At 37.3% G+C, this 19708-nt stretch carries 22 protein-coding genes; 7 read left to right on the forward strand and 15 right to left on the reverse strand.

All coding sequences use genetic code 11. From position 1 onward, the window contains the following. Positions 1 to 3 precede the first annotated feature (3 nt). From rplV to rpsL, 12 genes are all read right to left on the reverse strand, one after another. Positions 4 to 351 carry a 50S ribosomal protein L22 gene (rplV, locus tag E4Z98_RS09330; RefSeq protein ID WP_135253804.1) on the reverse strand — a complete coding sequence of 116 codons (348 nt, stop codon included), beginning with the start codon at positions 349 to 351 and terminating at the stop codon, positions 4 to 6. 22 nt (positions 352 to 373) lie between these two features. Continuing rightward, positions 374 to 652: a 30S ribosomal protein S19 gene (gene rpsS, locus E4Z98_RS09335; RefSeq protein WP_135253805.1), complete on the reverse strand. Its 279-nt coding sequence runs from the start codon at positions 650 to 652 to the stop codon at positions 374 to 376. 42 nt (positions 653 to 694) lie between these two features. Continuing rightward, complete coding sequence (gene rplB / locus E4Z98_RS09340) at positions 695 to 1525, reverse strand: 50S ribosomal protein L2 (RefSeq protein ID WP_135253806.1); 831 nt, start codon at positions 1523 to 1525, stop codon at positions 695 to 697. Positions 1526 to 1569: 44 nt separating this feature from the next. Further along, entirely contained in the window at positions 1570 to 1857 is a 288-nt protein-coding gene (locus E4Z98_RS09345) for a 50S ribosomal protein L23 (protein ID WP_135253807.1), read from the reverse strand. After that, on the reverse strand, positions 1857 to 2480 hold the full coding sequence (gene rplD / locus E4Z98_RS09350) for a 50S ribosomal protein L4 (protein ID WP_135253808.1): 624 nt from the start codon (positions 2478 to 2480) through the stop codon (positions 1857 to 1859). The genes E4Z98_RS09345 and rplD overlap by 1 nt, the downstream gene beginning before the upstream one ends. A 26-nt stretch (positions 2481 to 2506) precedes the next feature. Then, complete coding sequence (rplC, locus tag E4Z98_RS09355) at positions 2507 to 3139, reverse strand: 50S ribosomal protein L3 (protein ID WP_135253809.1); 633 nt, start codon at positions 3137 to 3139, stop codon at positions 2507 to 2509. 24 nt (positions 3140 to 3163) lie between these two features. Then, positions 3164 to 3472 carry a 30S ribosomal protein S10 gene (gene rpsJ, locus E4Z98_RS09360; RefSeq protein ID WP_135253810.1) on the reverse strand — a complete coding sequence of 103 codons (309 nt, stop codon included), beginning with the start codon at positions 3470 to 3472 and terminating at the stop codon, positions 3164 to 3166. 223 nt (positions 3473 to 3695) lie between these two features. Continuing rightward, positions 3696 to 4424, reverse strand: a complete 729-nt coding sequence (locus E4Z98_RS09365; protein ID WP_135253811.1) for a hypothetical protein — start codon at positions 4422 to 4424, stop codon at positions 3696 to 3698. A 140-nt stretch (positions 4425 to 4564) separates the two neighbouring features. Then, the gene (gene tuf / locus E4Z98_RS09370) at positions 4565 to 5752 is read right to left on the reverse strand and encodes an elongation factor Tu (protein ID WP_135253812.1); all 1188 of its coding nucleotides are present in this window, start codon (positions 5750 to 5752) and stop codon (positions 4565 to 4567) included. A gap of 123 nt (positions 5753 to 5875) precedes the next feature. Continuing rightward, positions 5876 to 7966 carry an elongation factor G gene (gene fusA, locus E4Z98_RS09375; protein ID WP_135253813.1) on the reverse strand — a complete coding sequence of 697 codons (2091 nt, stop codon included), beginning with the start codon at positions 7964 to 7966 and terminating at the stop codon, positions 5876 to 5878. Between the two features lie 88 nt (positions 7967 to 8054). Then, positions 8055 to 8525 (reverse strand): 30S ribosomal protein S7, encoded by a 471-nt coding sequence (rpsG, locus tag E4Z98_RS09380; RefSeq protein WP_135253814.1) that lies wholly within the window; start codon positions 8523 to 8525, stop codon positions 8055 to 8057. A gap of 51 nt (positions 8526 to 8576) precedes the next feature. Next, a complete protein-coding gene (rpsL, locus tag E4Z98_RS09385) occupies positions 8577 to 8996 on the reverse strand; it encodes a 30S ribosomal protein S12 (RefSeq protein ID WP_135253815.1) in 420 nt (139 codons plus the stop codon). Between the two features lie 372 nt (positions 8997 to 9368). Between rpsL and rpiA the strand changes: the two genes are divergently transcribed. Both rpiA and gpmA read left to right on the forward strand, forming a co-directional pair. Next, entirely contained in the window at positions 9369 to 10046 is a 678-nt protein-coding gene (rpiA, locus tag E4Z98_RS09390) for a ribose-5-phosphate isomerase RpiA (RefSeq protein ID WP_135253816.1), read from the forward strand. A 42-nt stretch (positions 10047 to 10088) separates the two neighbouring features. After that, positions 10089 to 10778, forward strand: a complete 690-nt coding sequence (gene gpmA, locus E4Z98_RS09395; RefSeq protein ID WP_135253817.1) for a 2,3-diphosphoglycerate-dependent phosphoglycerate mutase — start codon at positions 10089 to 10091, stop codon at positions 10776 to 10778. A 36-nt stretch (positions 10779 to 10814) separates the two neighbouring features. Here gpmA and E4Z98_RS09400 read toward each other — a convergent pair whose 3' ends face one another. Next, a complete protein-coding gene (locus E4Z98_RS09400) occupies positions 10815 to 11531 on the reverse strand; it encodes an alpha/beta fold hydrolase (protein ID WP_135253818.1) in 717 nt (238 codons plus the stop codon). 186 nt (positions 11532 to 11717) lie between these two features. On the opposite strand from E4Z98_RS09400, the gene E4Z98_RS09405 reads away from it, so the two are divergent. From E4Z98_RS09405 to dltD, 5 genes are read left to right on the forward strand one after another with little or no spacing between them, the layout of a single operon-like run. Continuing rightward, positions 11718 to 11864: a teichoic acid D-Ala incorporation-associated protein DltX gene (locus E4Z98_RS09405; protein ID WP_135253819.1), complete on the forward strand. Its 147-nt coding sequence runs from the start codon at positions 11718 to 11720 to the stop codon at positions 11862 to 11864. 10 nt (positions 11865 to 11874) lie between these two features. Continuing rightward, on the forward strand, positions 11875 to 13392 hold the full coding sequence (gene dltA / locus E4Z98_RS09410; protein WP_135253820.1) for a D-alanine--poly(phosphoribitol) ligase subunit DltA: 1518 nt from the start codon (positions 11875 to 11877) through the stop codon (positions 13390 to 13392). Further along, positions 13392 to 14639: a D-alanyl-lipoteichoic acid biosynthesis protein DltB gene (gene dltB, locus E4Z98_RS09415; protein ID WP_135253860.1), complete on the forward strand. Its 1248-nt coding sequence runs from the start codon at positions 13392 to 13394 to the stop codon at positions 14637 to 14639. The genes dltA and dltB overlap by 1 nt, the downstream gene beginning before the upstream one ends. Positions 14640 to 14667: 28 nt before the next feature. Then, a complete protein-coding gene (gene dltC / locus E4Z98_RS09420; RefSeq protein ID WP_135253821.1) occupies positions 14668 to 14907 on the forward strand; it encodes a D-alanine--poly(phosphoribitol) ligase subunit DltC in 240 nt (79 codons plus the stop codon). Between the two features lie 56 nt (positions 14908 to 14963). Further along, positions 14964 to 16160 (forward strand): D-alanyl-lipoteichoic acid biosynthesis protein DltD, encoded by a 1197-nt coding sequence (gene dltD / locus E4Z98_RS09425; RefSeq protein WP_342588956.1) that lies wholly within the window; start codon positions 14964 to 14966, stop codon positions 16158 to 16160. An 83-nt stretch (positions 16161 to 16243) separates the two neighbouring features. Here dltD and E4Z98_RS09430 read toward each other — a convergent pair whose 3' ends face one another. Next, the gene (locus E4Z98_RS09430) at positions 16244 to 17413 is read right to left on the reverse strand and encodes an iron-containing alcohol dehydrogenase (protein ID WP_135253823.1); all 1170 of its coding nucleotides are present in this window, start codon (positions 17411 to 17413) and stop codon (positions 16244 to 16246) included. 91 nt (positions 17414 to 17504) lie between these two features. Next, a complete protein-coding gene (locus E4Z98_RS09435) occupies positions 17505 to 19382 on the reverse strand; it encodes an ABC transporter ATP-binding protein (protein ID WP_209316289.1) in 1878 nt (625 codons plus the stop codon). Positions 19383 to 19708 lie beyond the last annotated feature (326 nt).

Below are 19708 nucleotides of genomic sequence, written 5' to 3' on the forward strand. Positions count from 1 at the left end.
CTCCTATTTCTCAGTCACTACTACTGTAATATGACTTGTTCTTTTGTTGATTGGTGATGCTGAACCTTTTGCACGTGGACGGAAACGTTTCATCGTTGGTCCTTCGTTAACAAATGCTTCAGATATTACCAATTTCTCAACATCTAAATCAAAGTTGTTTTCTGCATTAGCTACAGCAGACATTAATACTTTTTCAATTAGACCAGCTGCTTTGTTCGGAGTGTATTTCAAAATTGAAATAGCTTCCGCAACACTTTTACCTCTAATTAAGTCGATCACTAGACGTGATTTACGAGGTGAAGTGCGTACTGTTTTAGCAGTTGCTCTTGCTGAAGTAATTTGTTCTGTCATTTGCAATTCCTCCCCTCAATAATTAGCGGCGTGTTTTCTTATCGTCAGCTACGTGACCTTTGTATGTTCTTGTTGGTGCAAATTCACCTAATTTGTGCCCAACCATGTCTTCTTGAATGTAAACTGGTACATGTTTTCTACCATCATAAACTGCGATAGTTAATCCTACAAAGTTAGGAAAGATTGTAGAACGACGAGACCAAGTTTTGATCACTTGTTTTTTCTCTGAATCTTTTTGCTCTAATACTTTTTTCATTAAATGATCATCGCAAAAAGGTCCTTTCTTCAAACTGCGTCCCATGGTGAACCTCCTCTCAAAATTTACGGTTGTTTATAAACCTAATTATTTTGTTTTACGACGACGAACGATTAACTTATCATTCTTATTTTTCTTACGAGTTTTGTAACCCAATGTAGGTTTGCCCCATGGCGTCATTGGTGATGGACGTCCGATTGGTGCTTTACCTTCACCACCACCGTGTGGGTGATCGTTAGGGTTCATTACGCTACCACGTACTGTTGGGCGTTTACGCATCCAACGGCTACGTCCAGCTTTACCGATGTTAACTAATTCGTGTTGTTCGTTACCTACAGAACCGATTGTCGCACGACAAGTTCCTAAGATCATACGAACTTCACCAGAGTTCAAGCGGATTAATACGTATTTGCCTTCTTTACCTAAAACTTGCGCTTTAGTACCAGCAGAACGGATTAATTGTCCACCTTTACCAGGTTTAGTTTCGATATTGTGGATTACAGTACCTACAGGGATGTTAACTAATGGTAACGCGTTACCAACTTTAATATCCGCTTCTGGTCCAGAAACTAATTTGTCTCCTACTTGTAGTCCTTTTGGAGCTAAGATGTATGCTTTCACACCATCTTCATAGTGAACTAACGCAATGTTAGCTGTTCTATTTGGATCGTATTCAATAGTTTTAACTGTTGCTACGACGTTATCTTTGTTACGTTTGAAGTCAATCAAACGGTATTGACGTTTGTGTCCTCCACCTTGGTGGCGTACAGTGATACGTCCCATGTTGTTACGACCAGCGTTATTTTTAGATGATTGTAACAATGTTTTTTCTGGTTTATTAGTTGTAATTTCAGAAAAATCTAGGGATGTCATGTTACGACGACCATTCGTGGTTGGTTTGTAGTGTTTAATGCCCACGTTAAATTCCCTCCTACTTAAAAATGAGTAGCTATTTTAGTTGCTTATTCAGCACTAAATAATTCGATTTCTTTTGAATCTTTAGTTAGAGTCACAATCGCTTTACGACGTTTGCTAGTATAACCAGCATAGCGACCCATACGTTTAAATTTAGGTTTAACATTCATGATGTTAACTTTTTCAACTTTTACACCAAATACTGTTTCAACAGCTTGTTTAACTAATGTTTTGTTAGCACGAGTATCTACATCAAATGTGTATTTTTTCTCGTCCATTGCAAGCATTGAAGCTTCAGTAATAACTGGTTTTTTAATTAAGTCATGTAATTCCATTATACAAGTACCTCCTCTAATTGAGTAAGAGCGGCTTGAGTAATTAACATTTTCTTGTTAGATACTACATCTAAAACAGATACGTTATCAGCAGAAACTACAGAAACATTTGGTAAATTACGAGCTGATAAAGCTGCGAAATCATTTCCGTTTTCTAAAACTACTAATACTTTTGTAGATACCTCTAAATTAGATAAAACTTCTTTGAAGTTTTTAGTTTTTGGTGCGTCAAATGTTAATCCATCTACTACCACCAAATTATTTTCAGCAACTTTTTCAGATAATACTGAGCGGATTGCTAAGCGACGAACTTTTTTAGGAAGTTTGTAGCTGTATGAACGTGGTGTTGGTCCGAATACAACGCCACCTCCACGCCATTGTGGTGAGCGGATTGATCCTTGACGTGCACGACCAGTTCCTTTTTGACGCCATGGTTTACGACCACCACCGCGGACTGCGCTACGATTTTTTACTGCGTGTGTTCCTTGTCTTAAAGAAGCACGTTGCATGATGATTGCATCAAATACGACACTTTCATTTGGTTCGATACCGAAAATAGTTTCGTTTAATTCAATTTCGCCATTTTTAGTACCATCTTGTTTGAATAATGCTACAGAAGTCATTCCTTAGTTCCTCCTTCCTTCAACAATTATTTAGCAGACTTAACTGCTTGCTGGATTTGAACTAATGATTTCTTAGAACCTGGTACATTACCTTTAATTAAGATAACGTTTTTCTCAACGTCAACACGTACAATTTCAAGATTTTGAATTGTCACGCGGTCGCCACCCATTTGACCAGCTAATTTTTTATTTTTAAATACGCGGTTCGGATCTACAGGACCCATTGAACCAGGACGACGGTGGTAACGAGAACCATGACTCATTGGTCCACGAGCTTGTCCATGGCGTTTGATAACCCCTTGGAACCCTTTACCCTTTGTTGTACCCGTAACGTCTACGATATCTCCAGCTTGGAAAACATCTACTTTAATTTCTTGTCCTACTTCGTATTCCCCTAGCTCAACATCAGTAAATTCCTTAATGAAGCGCTTAGGAGTTGCACTTGCTTTTGCAACATGACCCATAGCAGGTTTATTTGATAAAACTTCACGTTTGTCTTGGAAACCAACCTGAATAGCTTCGTAACCGTCTGTTTCGTTTGTTTTAACTTGTAAAACAACGTTAGCAGCCGCTTCGATAACTGTTACAGGAATTAGTTCACCGTTCTCAGTAAAGATTTGTGTCATACCTACTTTTGTTCCTAAGATTCCTTTGGTCATGATTACACCCCCATCATCTTAATTTTATAGTTTGATTTCAATATTTACACCGCTTGGTAAGTCTAGCTTCATTAAAGCGTCAACTGTTTTTGGTGTTGGATTCACAATGTCGATTAAACGTTTGTGAGTTCGCATTTCAAATTGTTCACGAGAATCTTTGTACTTATGTGTCGCACGGATTACTGTGTATAGAGAACGCTCTGTTGGTAATGGAATTGGTCCAGAAATGTCTGCCCCAGTTCTTTTTGCTGTTTCAACGATTTTCTCTGCCGCTTGATCCAGTGTACGGTGTTCATACGCTTTTAAACGAATACGAATTTTTTGCTTTGCCATATTTTTCCCTCCTTCGCCTACTTTAAAATTAGACATAGCTCCACGAAAATATCCGATACGACCTTCCATGGCAACTCTTCCGGGCGTGTCGCAACCTTTCGCTTCCCAGCCTGAAGGCTTTCTTCGAATAGCCCCCTGTGTCGTGATTGTCTATGCACAACACTTCTAATAGTATACAAAAAAAAAAGCCTGCACGCAAGCTTTTTTTATTATTTTTTTAAATTTATTGCAACCATGGATATGCGTTTAACACTTTATCTAATTGCGAATATAAATAAGTTTTTTCTTCACCATCAGATAAGTTTTGTACCTCATTAACAGCATTAGCATAATCGTCATAAGTAAATGTTGACGAATCTCTTACACCGTCATCAGTAACCAATACTTCAACTAATGATTTTGCATAACCATCATCTGACTCTTCTTCAATAGAAACTGAATCTGTCGATACTTCGTCGCCGTTCAATATTGCTAATAGAGTGGTTTTAAATGCGTCATCAGGTAATGTTTCTTCTATTATATTGATGACTCTTTGAATATCTTCTTCTTTTATCTCATCTTTCATCGTGGCGTTAGTTACTTCATCACCATTTAATACCGTTTCTTTAAACAAATTATTAACTTCTTTTAAAGCCGCCCATTTACTTTTTGCTGTTTCTACTAACTTTGTTTGCTCGTCAGATCCTTTAACAGCTTTCTTCACTTCTGAAATTTGTTTATCGCTAATTTTCTTAGATAAATAAACACTGTCACTATCTAAATACAAAACATCTGCAGAGACTTTTGTTTTGTCCTTTTTTTGATTACTCTCTTTTTTTTCAGGTGCTATTTCTCCAGCAACATTAGCATTTAATTTTTCTGATTGATCTTTAGAATATTTTAATCCCACCGCAATTGAAGCAAACGCAAAAATGGCAGATAAAACTAAAACCAATAAACTCTTTTTATTCATTCATAAACCTCCATTTTTCTTCATTCACCTATAAGAATACCTTATTTCTTCGGTCTAAACAACTAATTTTCATCTTTTAGAAAGACAAAAAAAGCTAGTAGCAAATGCTACTAGCTTTGGAGTTTGTAAGTTAACAAAGATTACTCTTTGATTGTTGAAACAACACCTGAACCTACAGTACGTCCACCTTCACGAATTGAGAAACGAGTTCCTTCTTCGATAGCGATTGGGTGGATTAAGTTAACGTCGATTGTTACGTTATCGCCAGGCATAACCATTTCAGTTCCTTCTGGTAATTCGATAACACCAGTAACGTCAGTTGTACGGAAGTAGAATTGAGGACGGTAGTTTCCGAAGAATGGAGTATGACGTCCGCCTTCTTCTTTGCTCAATACATATACTTCAGCGTTGAATTTTGTATGTGGAGTGATTGTTCCTGGTTGAGCTAATACTTGTCCACGTTGGATATCTTCACGAGATACACCACGTAATAAAGCACCAATGTTGTCACCAGCTTCAGCGTAATCTAATAATTTACGGAACATTTCAACACCAGTAACTGTTGTTTTACCAGTTTCTTCAGCGATACCGATAACTTCAACTTCGTCACCAACTTTGATTTGTCCACGTTCAACACGTCCTGTAGCAACAGTACCACGACCAGTAATTGAGAATACATCCTCAACTGGCATCATGAATGGTTTGTCATGGTCACGTTCTGGAGTTGGGATGTAAGCATCAACTTCAGCCATTAATTCTAAGATTTTAGCTTCGTATTCTTCGTCGCCTTCTAAAGCGCGTAAAGCAGAACCAGCTACGATTGGAGTATCGTCACCAGGGAATTCGTATTCTGATAATAAGTCACGAACTTCCATTTCTACTAATTCTAATAATTCTTCATCGTCAACCATATCCATTTTGTTTAAGAAAACAACGATGTATGGTACACCAACGTTACGAGATAATAAGATATGCTCGCGTGTTTGTGGCATTGGGCCATCAGCAGCAGATACTACTAAGATAGCTCCGTCCATTTGAGCAGCACCTGTGATCATGTTTTTAACATAGTCAGCATGTCCTGGGCAGTCTACGTGAGCGTAGTGACGGTTTTCTGTTTCGTACTCGATATGAGAAGTAGAAATTGTAATTCCACGTTCTTTTTCTTCTGGAGCGTTATCGATTTCATCGTAACCTTTTGCTTCTCCACCTAAAGCTTTTGCTAATACAGTTGCGATAGCAGCTGATAATGTAGTTTTACCATGGTCAACGTGTCCGATTGTACCAATATTTACATGGGGTTTAGAACGGTCAAATTTTTCTTTAGCCATTTTAATATGTTCCTCCTAATATATATGTTTTTTTATATTCGATAAATCTCCCGTCACACAGACGGGAGTTTAATCTCAAATTATATTTTACATGATTTCTTCCAAAATGAATAGTCCTATAGATTATTCAGCTGAAGATCCACCATTTTTCTTGATGATTTCTTCTTGAATAGATTTAGGAACGTCTTCATAGTGGTCGAATACCATCATGAATGTACCACGTCCTTGAGTTGCAGAACGTAATGTAGTTGCGTAACCAAACATTTCAGCTAATGGAACCATAGCATTCACGATTTGTGAGTTACCATGAGCTTCCATACCTTCAACGCGTCCACGACGAGCAGTTACATGTCCCATAATATCTCCTAAGAAATCTTCTGGTACAGTAATAGTAACTTTCATCATTGGCTCTAAGATTACTGGGTTAGCTTTCTTAGCAGCAGCTTTTAATGCCATAGAGGCAGCTACACGGAAAGCAGTTTCGTTAGAATCGACATCATGGTATGAACCATCATAAAGTTTTGCTTTAATATCAACTAATGGATATCCAGCAAGAACCCCGTTGTCCATAGAGTCTGCTAATCCTTTTTCAACCGCTGGGATGTATTCACGAGGAACCACACCACCGACGATAGCATTTTCGAATTCGAAACCTTTACCTTCTTCGTTTGGAGTGAATTCAACCCAAACGTGTCCGTATTGACCTTTACCACCAGACTGACGTACAAATTTACCTTCAGCTTGTGTTAATGGTGCACGGAATGTTTCACGGTAAGATACTTGAGGAGCTCCTACGTTCGCTTCAACTTTAAATTCACGACGCATACGGTCAACAAGAACGTCCAAGTGAAGTTCTCCCATACCAGAGATAACTGTTTCACCTGTTTCAACGTTAGTTTCAACACGGAATGATGGATCTTCTTCTGCAAGTTTTTGTAAAGCAATACCCATTTTATCTTGGTCAGCTTTTGATTTTGGTTCAACAGCGACTTGGATAACTGGTTCTGGGAATTCAATTGATTCTAAGATTACTGGAGAGTCCATCGCACATAGCGTGTCCCCTGTTGTAGTATCTTTAAGACCAACTGCCGCAGCAATATCACCTGAGTAAACTTTGTCAATTTCTTGACGTGTGTTCGCGTGCATTTGTAGGATACGTCCGATACGTTCTTTTTTATCTTTAGAAGCGTTCAATACGTAAGATCCACTTTCAAGTACACCTGAGTAAACACGGAAGAAAGTTAAACGACCTACGAATGGGTCAGTCATAACTTTAAAGGCTAATGATGCAAACGGTGCTTCGTCATCCGCTGGGCGAGTGATTTCGTCACCTGTTTTAGAATCAATACCTTTAATAGCTTCGATATCTAATGGTGAAGGTAAGTATGCTAAAACAGCATCTAGCATTAACTGTACCCCTTTGTTTTTGAAGGCTGAACCAGCTAATACAGGGAAGAATTCAACGTTGATTGTTGCTTGGCGGATACCTGCAACTAATTCCTCTTCAGTGATTTCTTCACCGTCAAGATATTTCATCATTAATTCTTCATCAGTTTCAGCTACTGCTTCGACTAATTTTTCACGGTATTCTTTAGCTTGAGCCATGTAGTCTTCTGGAATTTCAGTTTCTTGGATGTCAGTTCCTAAATCGTTTGTATAGATTTCAGCTTTCATCTTAACTAAGTCGATAATTCCTGTGAAGTCTTCTTCAGAACCGATTGGTAATTGAATTGGGTGAGCATTAGCTCCTAAACGATCATGTAAAGATTTTACAGAGTATAGGAAGTCTGCACCAATTTTATCCATTTTGTTACAGAATACAATACGTGGTACTTTATATTCTGTCGCTTGGCGCCAAACTGTTTCAGTTTGAGGTTCAACACCAGATTGTGAGTCAAGAACTGTTACAGCGCCATCTAATACACGTAGAGAACGTTGTACTTCAATTGTGAAGTCCACGTGCCCTGGAGTATCGATGATGTTTACGCGGTAACCGTTCCATTGTGCTGTTGTAGCAGCTGATGTGATAGTGATACCACGTTCTTGCTCTTGTTCCATCCAGTCCATTTGTGAAGCACCTTCATGTGTTTCACCAATTTTATGGATTTTACCAGTATAGTATAAAATACGCTCTGTTGTAGTAGTTTTACCCGCATCAACGTGAGCCATGATACCGATATTACGAGTTTTTTCAAGTGAAAATTCTCTAGCCACAGTAATTTCTCCTCTCCATATGTCAGTAATTAATTATCCGATTATAATAAATTGTTCGTCATACTTTAAATAAAAAGTATTGAAAATCTTACCAACGGAAATGAGCAAATGCTCTGTTCGCTTCTGCCATTTTATGTGTGTCTTCACGTTTTTTAACTGAAGCACCTGTATTGTTAGCAGCGTCCATTAATTCTTTTGCTAAACGTTGATCCATTGTATGTTCTCCACGTTTACGAGAATAATCTACGATCCAACGTAATGCTAAAGTTGTTTGACGAGCTGGGCGTACCTCAACTGGTACTTGGTAGTTAGAACCACCCACACGACGAGCTTTAACTTCTAAGTCAGGTTTAATGTTATCCATAGCTTGTTCGAAAACTTCTAACGGATCGTTACCTGTTGATTCTTTAATAATATCAAATGCGTTGTAAATGATGCTTGCAGCAGTTCCACGTTTACCATCTACCATTACACGGTTAATTAAACGAGTAACGTCTTGTGATTTGTAAATTGGATCTGGCAAAACTTCACGTTTTGAGACAGGGCCTTTACGAGGCATTCAAATTCCTCCTTCCAGAATTCTAATTTTTTTATGTATTTTAATTTAAAATTATTTTGCTGCTTTAGGGCGTTTTGCACCGTATTTAGAACGGCTTTGTTTACGATCAGCTACACCAGCTGTATCTAAAGCACCACGAACTACGTGATAACGTACCCCCGGTAAATCTTTTACACGTCCACCGCGGATTAAAACCACGCTATGTTCTTGTAAGTTATGACCGATACCTGGAATGTAAGCAGTCACCTCGATGTTGTTTGATAAACGTACACGGGCGAATTTACGTAAAGCTGAGTTTGGTTTTTTAGGCGTCATAGTACCTACACGAGTACAAACTCCACGTTTTTGAGGAGCGTTTGTGTTAGTATGAGCTTTTTTCAAACTGTTGTAGCCTTTACCTAACGCAGGTGAGTCAGATTTAGTTGTTTTTGGTTTACGAGATTTACGCACCAATTGATTAATTGTTGGCATTATTTTTCCTCCTTCCCTAGCTGTCTTTCTAGTACCACACATCCTGGTGGTTCATTTTTTGAGATAAAAAAGTTTGCAAGCTAACTTGCAAGTATTTATCTTTTAAAATGCTTTTCTGTAGACAGTCAGAACGTTCATATTAAATATAAACCTGTACATAAAGCACCTTCAATATCTTAACATGGCGTTTTTTTTCTGTCAACAACTTCGAATGAAATTTTTTTGTAGTTTTTTATAATCATCCACACCTAGCTTTTCTTACCTAGAGGTTGCCTTGTCTAATAATTAATTGAGAATTACGAGACAATACTGTTTTTTTGCTTCATAAAAAGGTAAGATAAAAGTATTAAATCAAAGGAGCGAATTATTTCAATGAATTTAAAACAATTAGTCGGTATTGAAGCAGCAACTTATGTTAAAGATGGCATGACAGTTGGTCTTGGAACAGGATCAACAGCCTATTATATGGTAGAAGAAATCGGTCGTCGTGTAAAAGAGGAAGGCTTACAAATTACCGGTGTCACTACTTCAAACGCGACACAAGAACAAGCCCTTGCTCTAGGCATCCCACTAAAAAGCATTGATGAAGTAACGCATGTAGACCTTACAATCGACGGTGCAGATGAAATTAGTGCTAACTTCCAAGGGATTAAAGGTGGCGGTGCTGCCTTGTTGTTCGAAAAAATCGTTGCAACGTATTCAGATAAAGTCATTTGGATTGTAGACGAATCAAAAATGGTTGAACATTTAGGTGCGTTTCCTTTACCAGTTGAAGTGATTCCTTATGGTTCTGATCAATTAATGCGTAAATTCAATGAAAAAGGCTTAAATCCTGTGTTACGTACTAACGAACAAGGTGATATCGTCAAAACAGACAGCCAAAACTATATCATTGACTTAAAGCTAGGAAAAATTAAAAACCCAACTGAATTAGCTCATTACCTAACCAATCAAGTAGGCGTTGTCGAACACGGTTTATTCTTAGATATGGTCAATACTGTCATCATTGGACGTACTGAAGGCGTTGAAACGTTAAATCCACGCAATTAATTCACTTATGTAACAAGGTAAACTATTAGGAGGCGAATGAATATGAAAAAAGTAGTAGTTATTCGACATGGTCAAAGTGTTTGGAATCTTGAAAACCGATTCACTGGATGGACAGATGTTCCTTTAAGCGAACAAGGTATCCAAGAAGCTCATTTAGCAGGACAAAAAATCAAAGAAGCACACTTACAGTTTGATGAAGTCTATACATCTGTTTTACAACGCGCAATTAGAACAGCTCATATCGTCATGGAAGAAATCGGACAACTTTGGGTGCCTGAATATAAATCTTGGCGTCTAAACGAACGACATTATGGTGCGTTACAAGGGCTTAATAAACAAGATACTGCAGATAAATACGGAGAAGAACAAGTAACCTTATGGCGTCGTTCTTATGATGTTCTCCCGCCTTTATTAGAGCCTGGAGACGAACGTAGTGCTTCATTAGATCCTAAATATCAGCATCTAGACCCTCACGCTATTCCACGAGGTGAAAGTTTACAGACAACTTTAGTGCGTACGTTACCTTTTTGGCAAGATCATATCGCTCCTAAATTACTGAATAACGAAACTATTTTAATCGTTGCTCATGGTAATTCATTACGCTCTATCGCCATGCATTTAGAAGGGTTAACCGAGGAACAAATTTTAGAATTAGAAATTCCAACGGGACAACCACTTGTGTATGAATTGAACGACGATCTAAGTTTCCATTCAAAATATTACCTATCATAATAAAGAGGCGTTACGACAAATTGTCATAACGCCTCTTTATTTACTCAAAAACGCCAATACATGATCATTGAACCATCTTGGACGTAAAAATGGCACCGAATGTCCCACACCCTTTACGCGTTCAACGGTAACATTCGGCAACTGTTCTGAGATATTATTAATATGTTGCGGTTCAATGATATCCCAGACACCTTGTATTAATAAAACAGGTGCAGTTAATTGTTGTAACTCTTCTCGACTAATCCCTGTTTCAGCTAACGCTAACTGCGCACGACGTTTAGCGGCTGAAAAATTAAAAAAGGTCACAAACTTTAAATAAAGTCTCGTTTTAACTTGTTGTGAAGGTTTTAATCCCTCTAATGAAACATTTGGAGAAACTAATACTAGTTTATCTAGATAGTCCGGATAATATTTAGCAAATAACAACGCGATATTGGCACCATCGCTAAAGCCAACAAGTGATACTTTCAATAATTGTTCTTTTTGGATTAACTCATAGATATCTTCAACGATCATTTCAAACGTCAACGTATTCTGTGTGTTAGTTGAACAGCCATGATCTCTTGTATCTAACCAAATCGTTTTGAAGCGTTGACTAAATGTCGTTTTTTGTTTCATGAAGTAACGGTGACTCTGGCTATTACCGTGCAAAAACATCACGGCTTCCCCATACCCTCTGATTTGATAATGTATTGTTGAACCATCTCTTACTATCATTTCTTTATTCACACGATCATCTACTCTCTTATTCACTTAAACACTCTTTTCTAATAGTTTACAAAAACATCACATACTTTCCTACCTTTTGTGCTGAATCTTATAAAATACTAAAAAAATCAGACTTTAGTCCTAGATAAACTTCCTCCATAGGCTCCATTGTAAATATCACCCCTTTTTTTTATTATTTAAGTAAGCAAACAAACAACGAGGTGAAGAAAAATGAAACAACTAACAAAATTATTATCAAATGAATGGACAATTTTTTCTATGAAAGCTGTTTTTTACACAGGTATCTTAGTTGCAATGATCTATTTGTATCATTTCTGTCACGTCGGACAAGGTTCTTTCATTTATAACCAATTCTAGGAGAAAACTTATGAACGTTAATAAAATTATTCAACAAATTAAAGAAACGGCATCATCCTATCCTAATCAACTTTATTACGATGATCGCTTAACAACTATAACTGGCACTTATCAAGCGTTAGAAGAACAGTCAAATGCGCTAGCACACTATTTCATTGAACATTTACCAAATAAACAACCGATTTTAGTAAAAGGCGGGCTTAATAAGGAAATGATTATTACATTCCTTGCTTGTTTAAAGTCTGGGCATCCGTATGTACCAGTAGATACTCACACACCGGATGATAGACTTCACATGATTTACGAGGAAGCACAACCGGGATTAGTTGTCTCATTCGATGAGTGGCCTTTAGCAACTAATCAACTTATCAACTTACAACAGTTCAATCAAATAACGAGTGTTTACAAAGATGTGGTCGACCCAACTTATTGGGTGAAACAGGACGACCTTGTCTATATCATTTTTACTTCTGGCACAACCGGCAAACCTAAAGGCGTGCAAATCACTTATAACAACTTAATCAGTTATACTGACTGGATGTTGAGTGACTTCAAGCTAAAAAAACAGCAACGCTTTTTATGCCAAGCACCGTTTTCATTTGATTTATCTGTCATGGATTTATATCCAGCGCTTTTAACAGAAGGAACATTGGTACCTTTAGCAAAAAACGTGACCGATAATTTCCCTATACTTTTTAAAACACTTCCGTCATTAAATATCAACGTATGGGTTTCAACGCCCTCATTTATGGAAATTTGTTTAATGGATTCTCAGGTAAATCAAGAACAGATGGCGAGCTTATCACACTTCTTGTTTTGTGGAGAAGAATTACCGCATAACGTGGCAACAAAATTAAGTCAGCAATTTCCAGCTAGTCTAATTTTCAACACATACGGTCCTACTGAAGCAACAGTAGCGGTGACTAGTGTACCGATTACACAAGACATACTGGCGACCTATCCCCGTTTACCTTTAGGAAAAGTCAAATCGGATACTCAATTAGTTATTTTAGAAACAGAGCCCGGCGAAGACGATGACCAAATCGGGGAAATTTTAATTGTTGGCCCTAGCGTTTCGCCTGGCTATTATCAAAACCCTGAAAAAACAGCGGAAGCTTTCGTTCAATACGATGGACAAGCGGCATACAAAACTGGTGATTTAGGCTATATCAAAAATGATTTACTATTTTATCAAGGTCGAATGGATGATCAAATCAAATTACACGGTTATCGCATTGAGTTAGGTGATATTGAACATCATCTAGAAGATATCAACCGCATTCGTCGTGCTTGCGTCTTACCTAAGTACCAAAACGGAAAAGTCAAACAACTCATTGCCTATATTGTGATGAAAGAAGCTAGCGAGCTTAACGATCGGCAACAAACAACAGAGATTAAATCAGAACTATCTCATCATTTAATGCCGTATATGATTCCACAAAAATTCATTTACTTAGACAGCTTCCCGTTAACAGCCAACGGAAAAATTAATCGGAAAGAATTAGCACAAGGAGGCTCTTCATCATGATGGTGTCTTGGTTAAATTCATTTCCTTACTTAACACCATATGAAAAGCCTTTTTACTTTATTCTTATCGCCTTATTTTTTATTCCATCGATTATCTATTCATTAAAAGGGAAAAGACTGACAGGTTATCAAGCCTTCCTCACACTTTTTTTCTTATGGATTAGCTTTGCTGGACCTAATAAGACACAAGGATTGGCATTAATCGGCTATTTAATTTGGCAAGTGGTCGTTAGTAAGTTGTATTTCAATTATCGCCAACAAGCAAATCAATCGGGTTGGTTTTATCTCAGTGTGCTTCTGAGTATCGTCCCAATGTTTTTGATTAAGCTCTTACCTATTTTTACTCAACAAGCACCACTAGTTAATCACGGACAACCCTTATTTTATTTCTTAGGTTATTCTTATTTAACGTTTAAATCTGTTCAAGTAATTATGGAAACGCGAGATGGACAAATTAAGGAATTGAAAATAAAAGATTATGTTAACTTCTTAGTCTTCTTCCCTACGATTTCAGCCGGACCGATTGATCGTTTTCGTCGTTTCACTACGAATTATTATCAACATCCTGACCACGATACATATGTGAAATTGTTAGGAAAAGGTATTAACTACATTTTCTTAGGTATTTTATACAAATTTATTATTGGCTATTTATTAGGTAGTTTATTACTACCTGTCATTCAAAATGAAGCGTTAAACGGCAGTATGTTATTCCTTGGTTCTTTAGGCTATATGTATGTGTATAGTTTTTACCTATTCTTTGACTTCGCCGGTTACAGTCTATTCGCGGTTGGAGTCAGTTACTTATTAGGTTACGAAACGCCAATGAACTTCAATAAACCATTTATTGCTCAAAACATCAAAGATTTCTGGAATAGATGGCATATGTCTTTATCTTTCTGGTTTAGAGATTATGTTTACATGCGTTTGATGTTTACTTTAATTAAGAAAAAAGTATTCAAAAGCCGAATTGTAGCTTCAAATATCGGTTACTTTGCACTATTCCTAATTATGGGCGTTTGGCACGGTTTAACGTGGTACTATATCGCTTACGGCTTATTCCATGCGACTGCTATTTGTGTCAACGATGCCTGGCTTCGCTATAAGAAAAAACATAAAGGACAGCTACCAAGCAATCATTGGACAAAGGCGTTAGCCATCTTCATCACGTTCAATACCGTTTGCTTTAGCTTACTAATTTTCTCAGGATTTTTTGATCTTGTGATAAAACAATTCTTTACTATTTAATTAACCAACACTAAAGGAGATTATTATAATGACAACGGAAACTATGGTATTAAACATTTTAGAAGATATTACTGGGGCTGAAAACTTAGCAGCAGAACTTAACACTGATTTATTCGATGAAGGGATTCTTGATTCACTTGCTAGCGTGCAACTATTAGTAGAATTAGAAAATCAATGTGGCGTAGCTGTACCAATTTCTGAATTCGATCGTTCTGAATGGGGAACACCACAACAAATCATTGATCAAGTCACACAATTACAAAACTAATGTCTAAGAAAAAACTTTTCATGGCGATTGGCCCTTTAATGGTGGCTATCTGCCTGGTGATAGTATTGCTCTTTTCCCCATTCAAATGGACGAGTCGTCCTTCAGAAAAAGCAATTCACCAGTCGGCTTCGTCAATGTCCATTAATGTCATTAAAGGCAATTCGTTAAAAAATACTGCGATGGGAACAGGCAAGTACTTACCTTTTTTTGGCTCTTCAGAGTTGAGCCGAATCAATGCTTTACATCCGTCTGTTTTGGCACAGAAATATCAACGAGATTATGAACCCTTCCTATTAGGGGCACCTGGTACGCAATCATTAGCACAATTTTTAATGATTCAATCAATGGGGAAAGAATTAACCAATAAGCAAGTGGTCTTTATTATTTCACCACAATGGTTTGTTAAAGAAGGCGTAAGTGATGCGATGTTTTCACTTTATTACTCGCCTCTACAAACTTATCAATGGGTCTTAACACATAAAGAAGACAGTGAAGCGAGTCGCTACACCGCACAACGCTTATTAGATTTTTCAAGTGTTAAATCCGATACCTTATTAAATAAAGTCCTACAAAAAATGGCAGACGGTGAGGAACTATCCAGCACGGATATCAAAGGCGCTACCTTCCAACATAATTTATTTAGCCAGGAAGATCATCTCTTTTCTAAATTCGCTGTTAGAAGTAAACAAAAACGAATTGATAAAGCAGAAAAACAATTACCTAACGTCTATAATGATGAACAGTTAGATCAATTAGCCGTTCAACTAGGTAGTAAAAATACCAGTAACAATCCGTATCAAATTTCGAATAAATTTTACGACACACGGATTGCCCCTGTAGAAAGTAGTCTAGAAAACTCACAAAAGAAATTTAACTATTTAAATTCTCCCGAATATGCCGATTTCCAACTAGTATTAAATCAAATGGCTAAGGAAAACATTAAACCACTATTTGTTATTCCTCCCGTAAATAAAAAATGGTCTGACTATACAGGGGTTTCTCAAGAGATGCTAAAAGATTTTAGCATTAAAATTAAGCAACAACTAACCAGTCAAGGATTTAAAACTATCGCAGATTATACAGATCAAAATGATGTAGATTACTTTATGGAGGATACTATTCATTTAGGATGGCGTGGATGGTTAGCATTAGATGAGGACTTACAAGCCTTTTTAAAAACTAACCCCTCTGTTCATTACGAAATAGATAATGACCGCTATTTAACAACAGATTGGCAAGAATATCACCCTTAATTACTTCATCATATTAAAATAGACAAAAAAACCTGAGACACACTACTAGCGTGTTTCAGGTTTTTTTGTCTATTTTATTTTCTTTATTTAAGACACTTAGTCAAAATTTGTAGTACATCATCGGCTGTTAGTGGCACATATGAACTAGTTGATAAGGCACTATGCTCAATCGCTTTTTCAGCCATCAAAGCTAATTTTTCCTCGCCAATCCCTACTTCAGGCAATGTCATTGGCACGCCCCATGCTTTGAACATGTTTTTTAACTCGTAAATCCCGGCTTTGGCTAACGCGTATTTGTCATCGATTACAGCTAATCCCATGACATTCACCGCAAACATCGCAAATTTATCAACGGTGTCTTCGTTCAACACATATTCCATCCAACGTGGTGTCACGATGGCTAACCCAATACCATGTGTGATATCATAATACGCACTTAATTCATGCTCAATTGCATGACACGTCCAAGCACCTGATTTCCCACGACCTGTTAGACCATTTAATGCTAGTGAACTGGCCCACATTAAGTTCGCTCTGGCTTCATAGTTAGTAGGTTCTTCTAGTGCGATTGGGGTGTATTGTTTCACCGTTCTCATTAAGCCTTCTGCTATACGATCTTGCACTTGCGCTCCTTTTGCTTTACTAAAGTAATTTTCAATCAAATGACTCATTATATCTGATGAACCTGCCATCGTTTGATACGCTGGGACACTGAATGTATTTTCTGGATCTAATATTGAAACTTTTGGAATCGTTAAAGGGCTATGAAAACTTAATTTTTCATTTTTGCTCATGTCACTTAACACTGAACCACCGTTCATTTCAGAACCTGTTGCAGCCAGGGTTAAAATACTTACGATAGGTAATGCCTTTGTCACTAATGAACTATTACTTGTGAAATCCCAAGGGTCTCCATCATAAAAAGTACCGGCTGCTATTCCTTTAGAACAGTCAATGGTTGACCCTCCGCCGACTGCTAATATTACATCAATCTCGTGTTCTTGGCATAATGCGACACCTTTTCTAACCGTTTCAATTCGTGGATTAGGTTCCACCCCTGCTAATTCAAAAAGATTAAAGTCCGCACCTAACAACGCTTGGATTTTATCGTATAAACCATTTTTCTTAATACTTCCGCCACCATATACAAGTAATACGTTTTGACCAAATGTACTTAAACATTCTGGTAATTGATTGACTTGTTCACGTCCAAATAAAACCTTTGTGGGCGCATAAAACTGAAAATTTTCCATGATGTTTCCTCCTTGTAATTAAAAAGTAGCGCACATCACTGTACGCTACCATTATACCTTATTTGATTTGCGTTGAAAACGTTACCGACTACTAGTCATCACTAAATTGTAAATCATGGAGTTCATGATAAACACCGTCTTCTTTCGCAATCAATTCATCATGCGTTCCCATTTCGACCACTTCTCCGCTCTTCAAGACAATAATCTTGTCTGCTTTACGGATAGTCGATAAACGATGGGCGATGACAACTGACGTACGACCAGCTAATGCTGTTTCAAATGCTTCTTGAATGAAATGCTCACTCTCACTATCTAAATGAGCTGTTGCTTCATCAAGAACAACAATATCAGGTGATTTTAATAATAAACGAGCAATCGCTAAACGTTGGCGTTCCCCACCACTCAGACGATAACCACGGTCACCAATCACGGTTTCTAACCCTTGAGGTAAATCTTCAACTAAATTGTAAATATAGGCTTCTTTTAATGCAAAAATCATTTCTTCTTCCGTCGCATCTGGTTTAGCATAACGTAAGTTGCTAGCAATTGTGTCATGGAACATATGAGCGTCCTGACTCACTACCCCAACGGTTTCACGAATAGAGTCCAAACTAACCTCTCTTAATGACTTACCAGCAATACTAATCGTTCCTTCATTTGGATCATACATACGTGAAATCAAACCTGATAAAGTTGACTTACCGGCCCCACTTGGACCAACTAAGGCAACCATTTGGCCTGGCTCAATGTTGAACGTAATGTTTTTAAGAATCATGTCATCACTGTCGCCACGATCATCTGAAATCGTTTCTAAACTACCTAAACTCACTTCAGAATCTTTTGGATAGCGGAAGCTAACATCATCAAACGTAATACTTGAACCATTTTGAGCAACAAATGGGCGTAAATCTTCTGCATCTGGTAATTCTTTGACACTTGGTTCTAAATCTAAAATTTCAAACACACGTTCAAAGGAAACCAACGCTGTTAAGACGTCAACTTGAATATTTGATAGTGACGTAATTGGACCGTATAGACGATTTAAATAAGATGCTAAGGCAACTACTACCCCGACCGTAATCGTTTCTTTAATGGCCATTACACCACCAAAACCATAAACAACCGCTAAGGCAATTGCCGAAACAGTTCCGATCATCACTCGCATGAATGAACCCGTTAAAGCTTGTTTAATACTCAAATCGCGAACTTTACCAATTTGGTCAGCATATAATTGTGCATCTACTTTTGGATCTCCATAACTTTTAGCTAAAAGAGCTCCCGATACATTGAAACGTTCATTAGATAATTGCGTTGCATCTGCTTTTAAATCATACGATTCACGCATTAATAACGACAATTTAGGCCCAACAATTTTTGCGGGTAAAATAAAAGCTGGAATCAATAGTAACGCAATCAGCGTTAACTGCCAACTCATACTTAACATCGCCGCTAAGGTAAACACAACGGATAATGTGTTACTAAAAATACTACTCAATGTATTCGTAAACACCGATTGAGCTCCCATAACATCTCCGTTAATACGTTGTACTAGCGCACCTGTTTTAGTTCTAGAAAAGAACGCAAGTGATTGTTTTTGGATATGTTCAAATAATTGGTTTTGCAAATCAAAGATAACCCCTTGACCAATCTTTGTTGAGACCCAACGTTGTGCAATCGAAAGAAGAGCACTAATAATTGAAAGAATTGCCGTTAACCCTGCATAAAAAATAACATTCCCTGTGTCCTTAGTAGGAATCCACTTATCAATAATTGCTTTAAATAATAACGGAGTCCATGCGCCAATCAACGCATCAATAATAATAAATACTAAAAATAAAGCTAAAAACCATTTGTAAGGTTTTGCGTACTTCAACACACGAATCACTGTGTCTTTGTTAATCTTGGCACCTTTGATTTTTTCCGTGTCTTGAGTAAAACTACGCATACCACCCATACCGCCACCGGCCATACTACCATCTCCCTAATTGTTATAGAATAACAAAAAAACTTTTTTCTAATTAAACTATAGCAACTACCTAAATTCTCTGCAAAAGATACGGCTCTAAATCGCATAAACAGTCAATTATACCCTCATTAAAAAATATATCCGACTTTCATAAGATTTAACTAAGAATCCTATCAATCATTTCACGCACTTCTTTTTTCCGCTAAAATAAAAGAAAAAACGAGGTCTTCTTATGAAAAACAATCTATTTTTCTTATCTCCATTCATCCTACTAGCCATCAATTTATTCACACATCCTTTAGCGTTTAGCCTTACCTATTATTTTTTTG

The sequence above is a fragment of the Vagococcus xieshaowenii genome (genome assembly GCF_004792515.1).
GTDB classification, from domain to species: Bacteria; Bacillota; Bacilli; order Lactobacillales; family Vagococcaceae; genus Vagococcus_A; species Vagococcus_A xieshaowenii.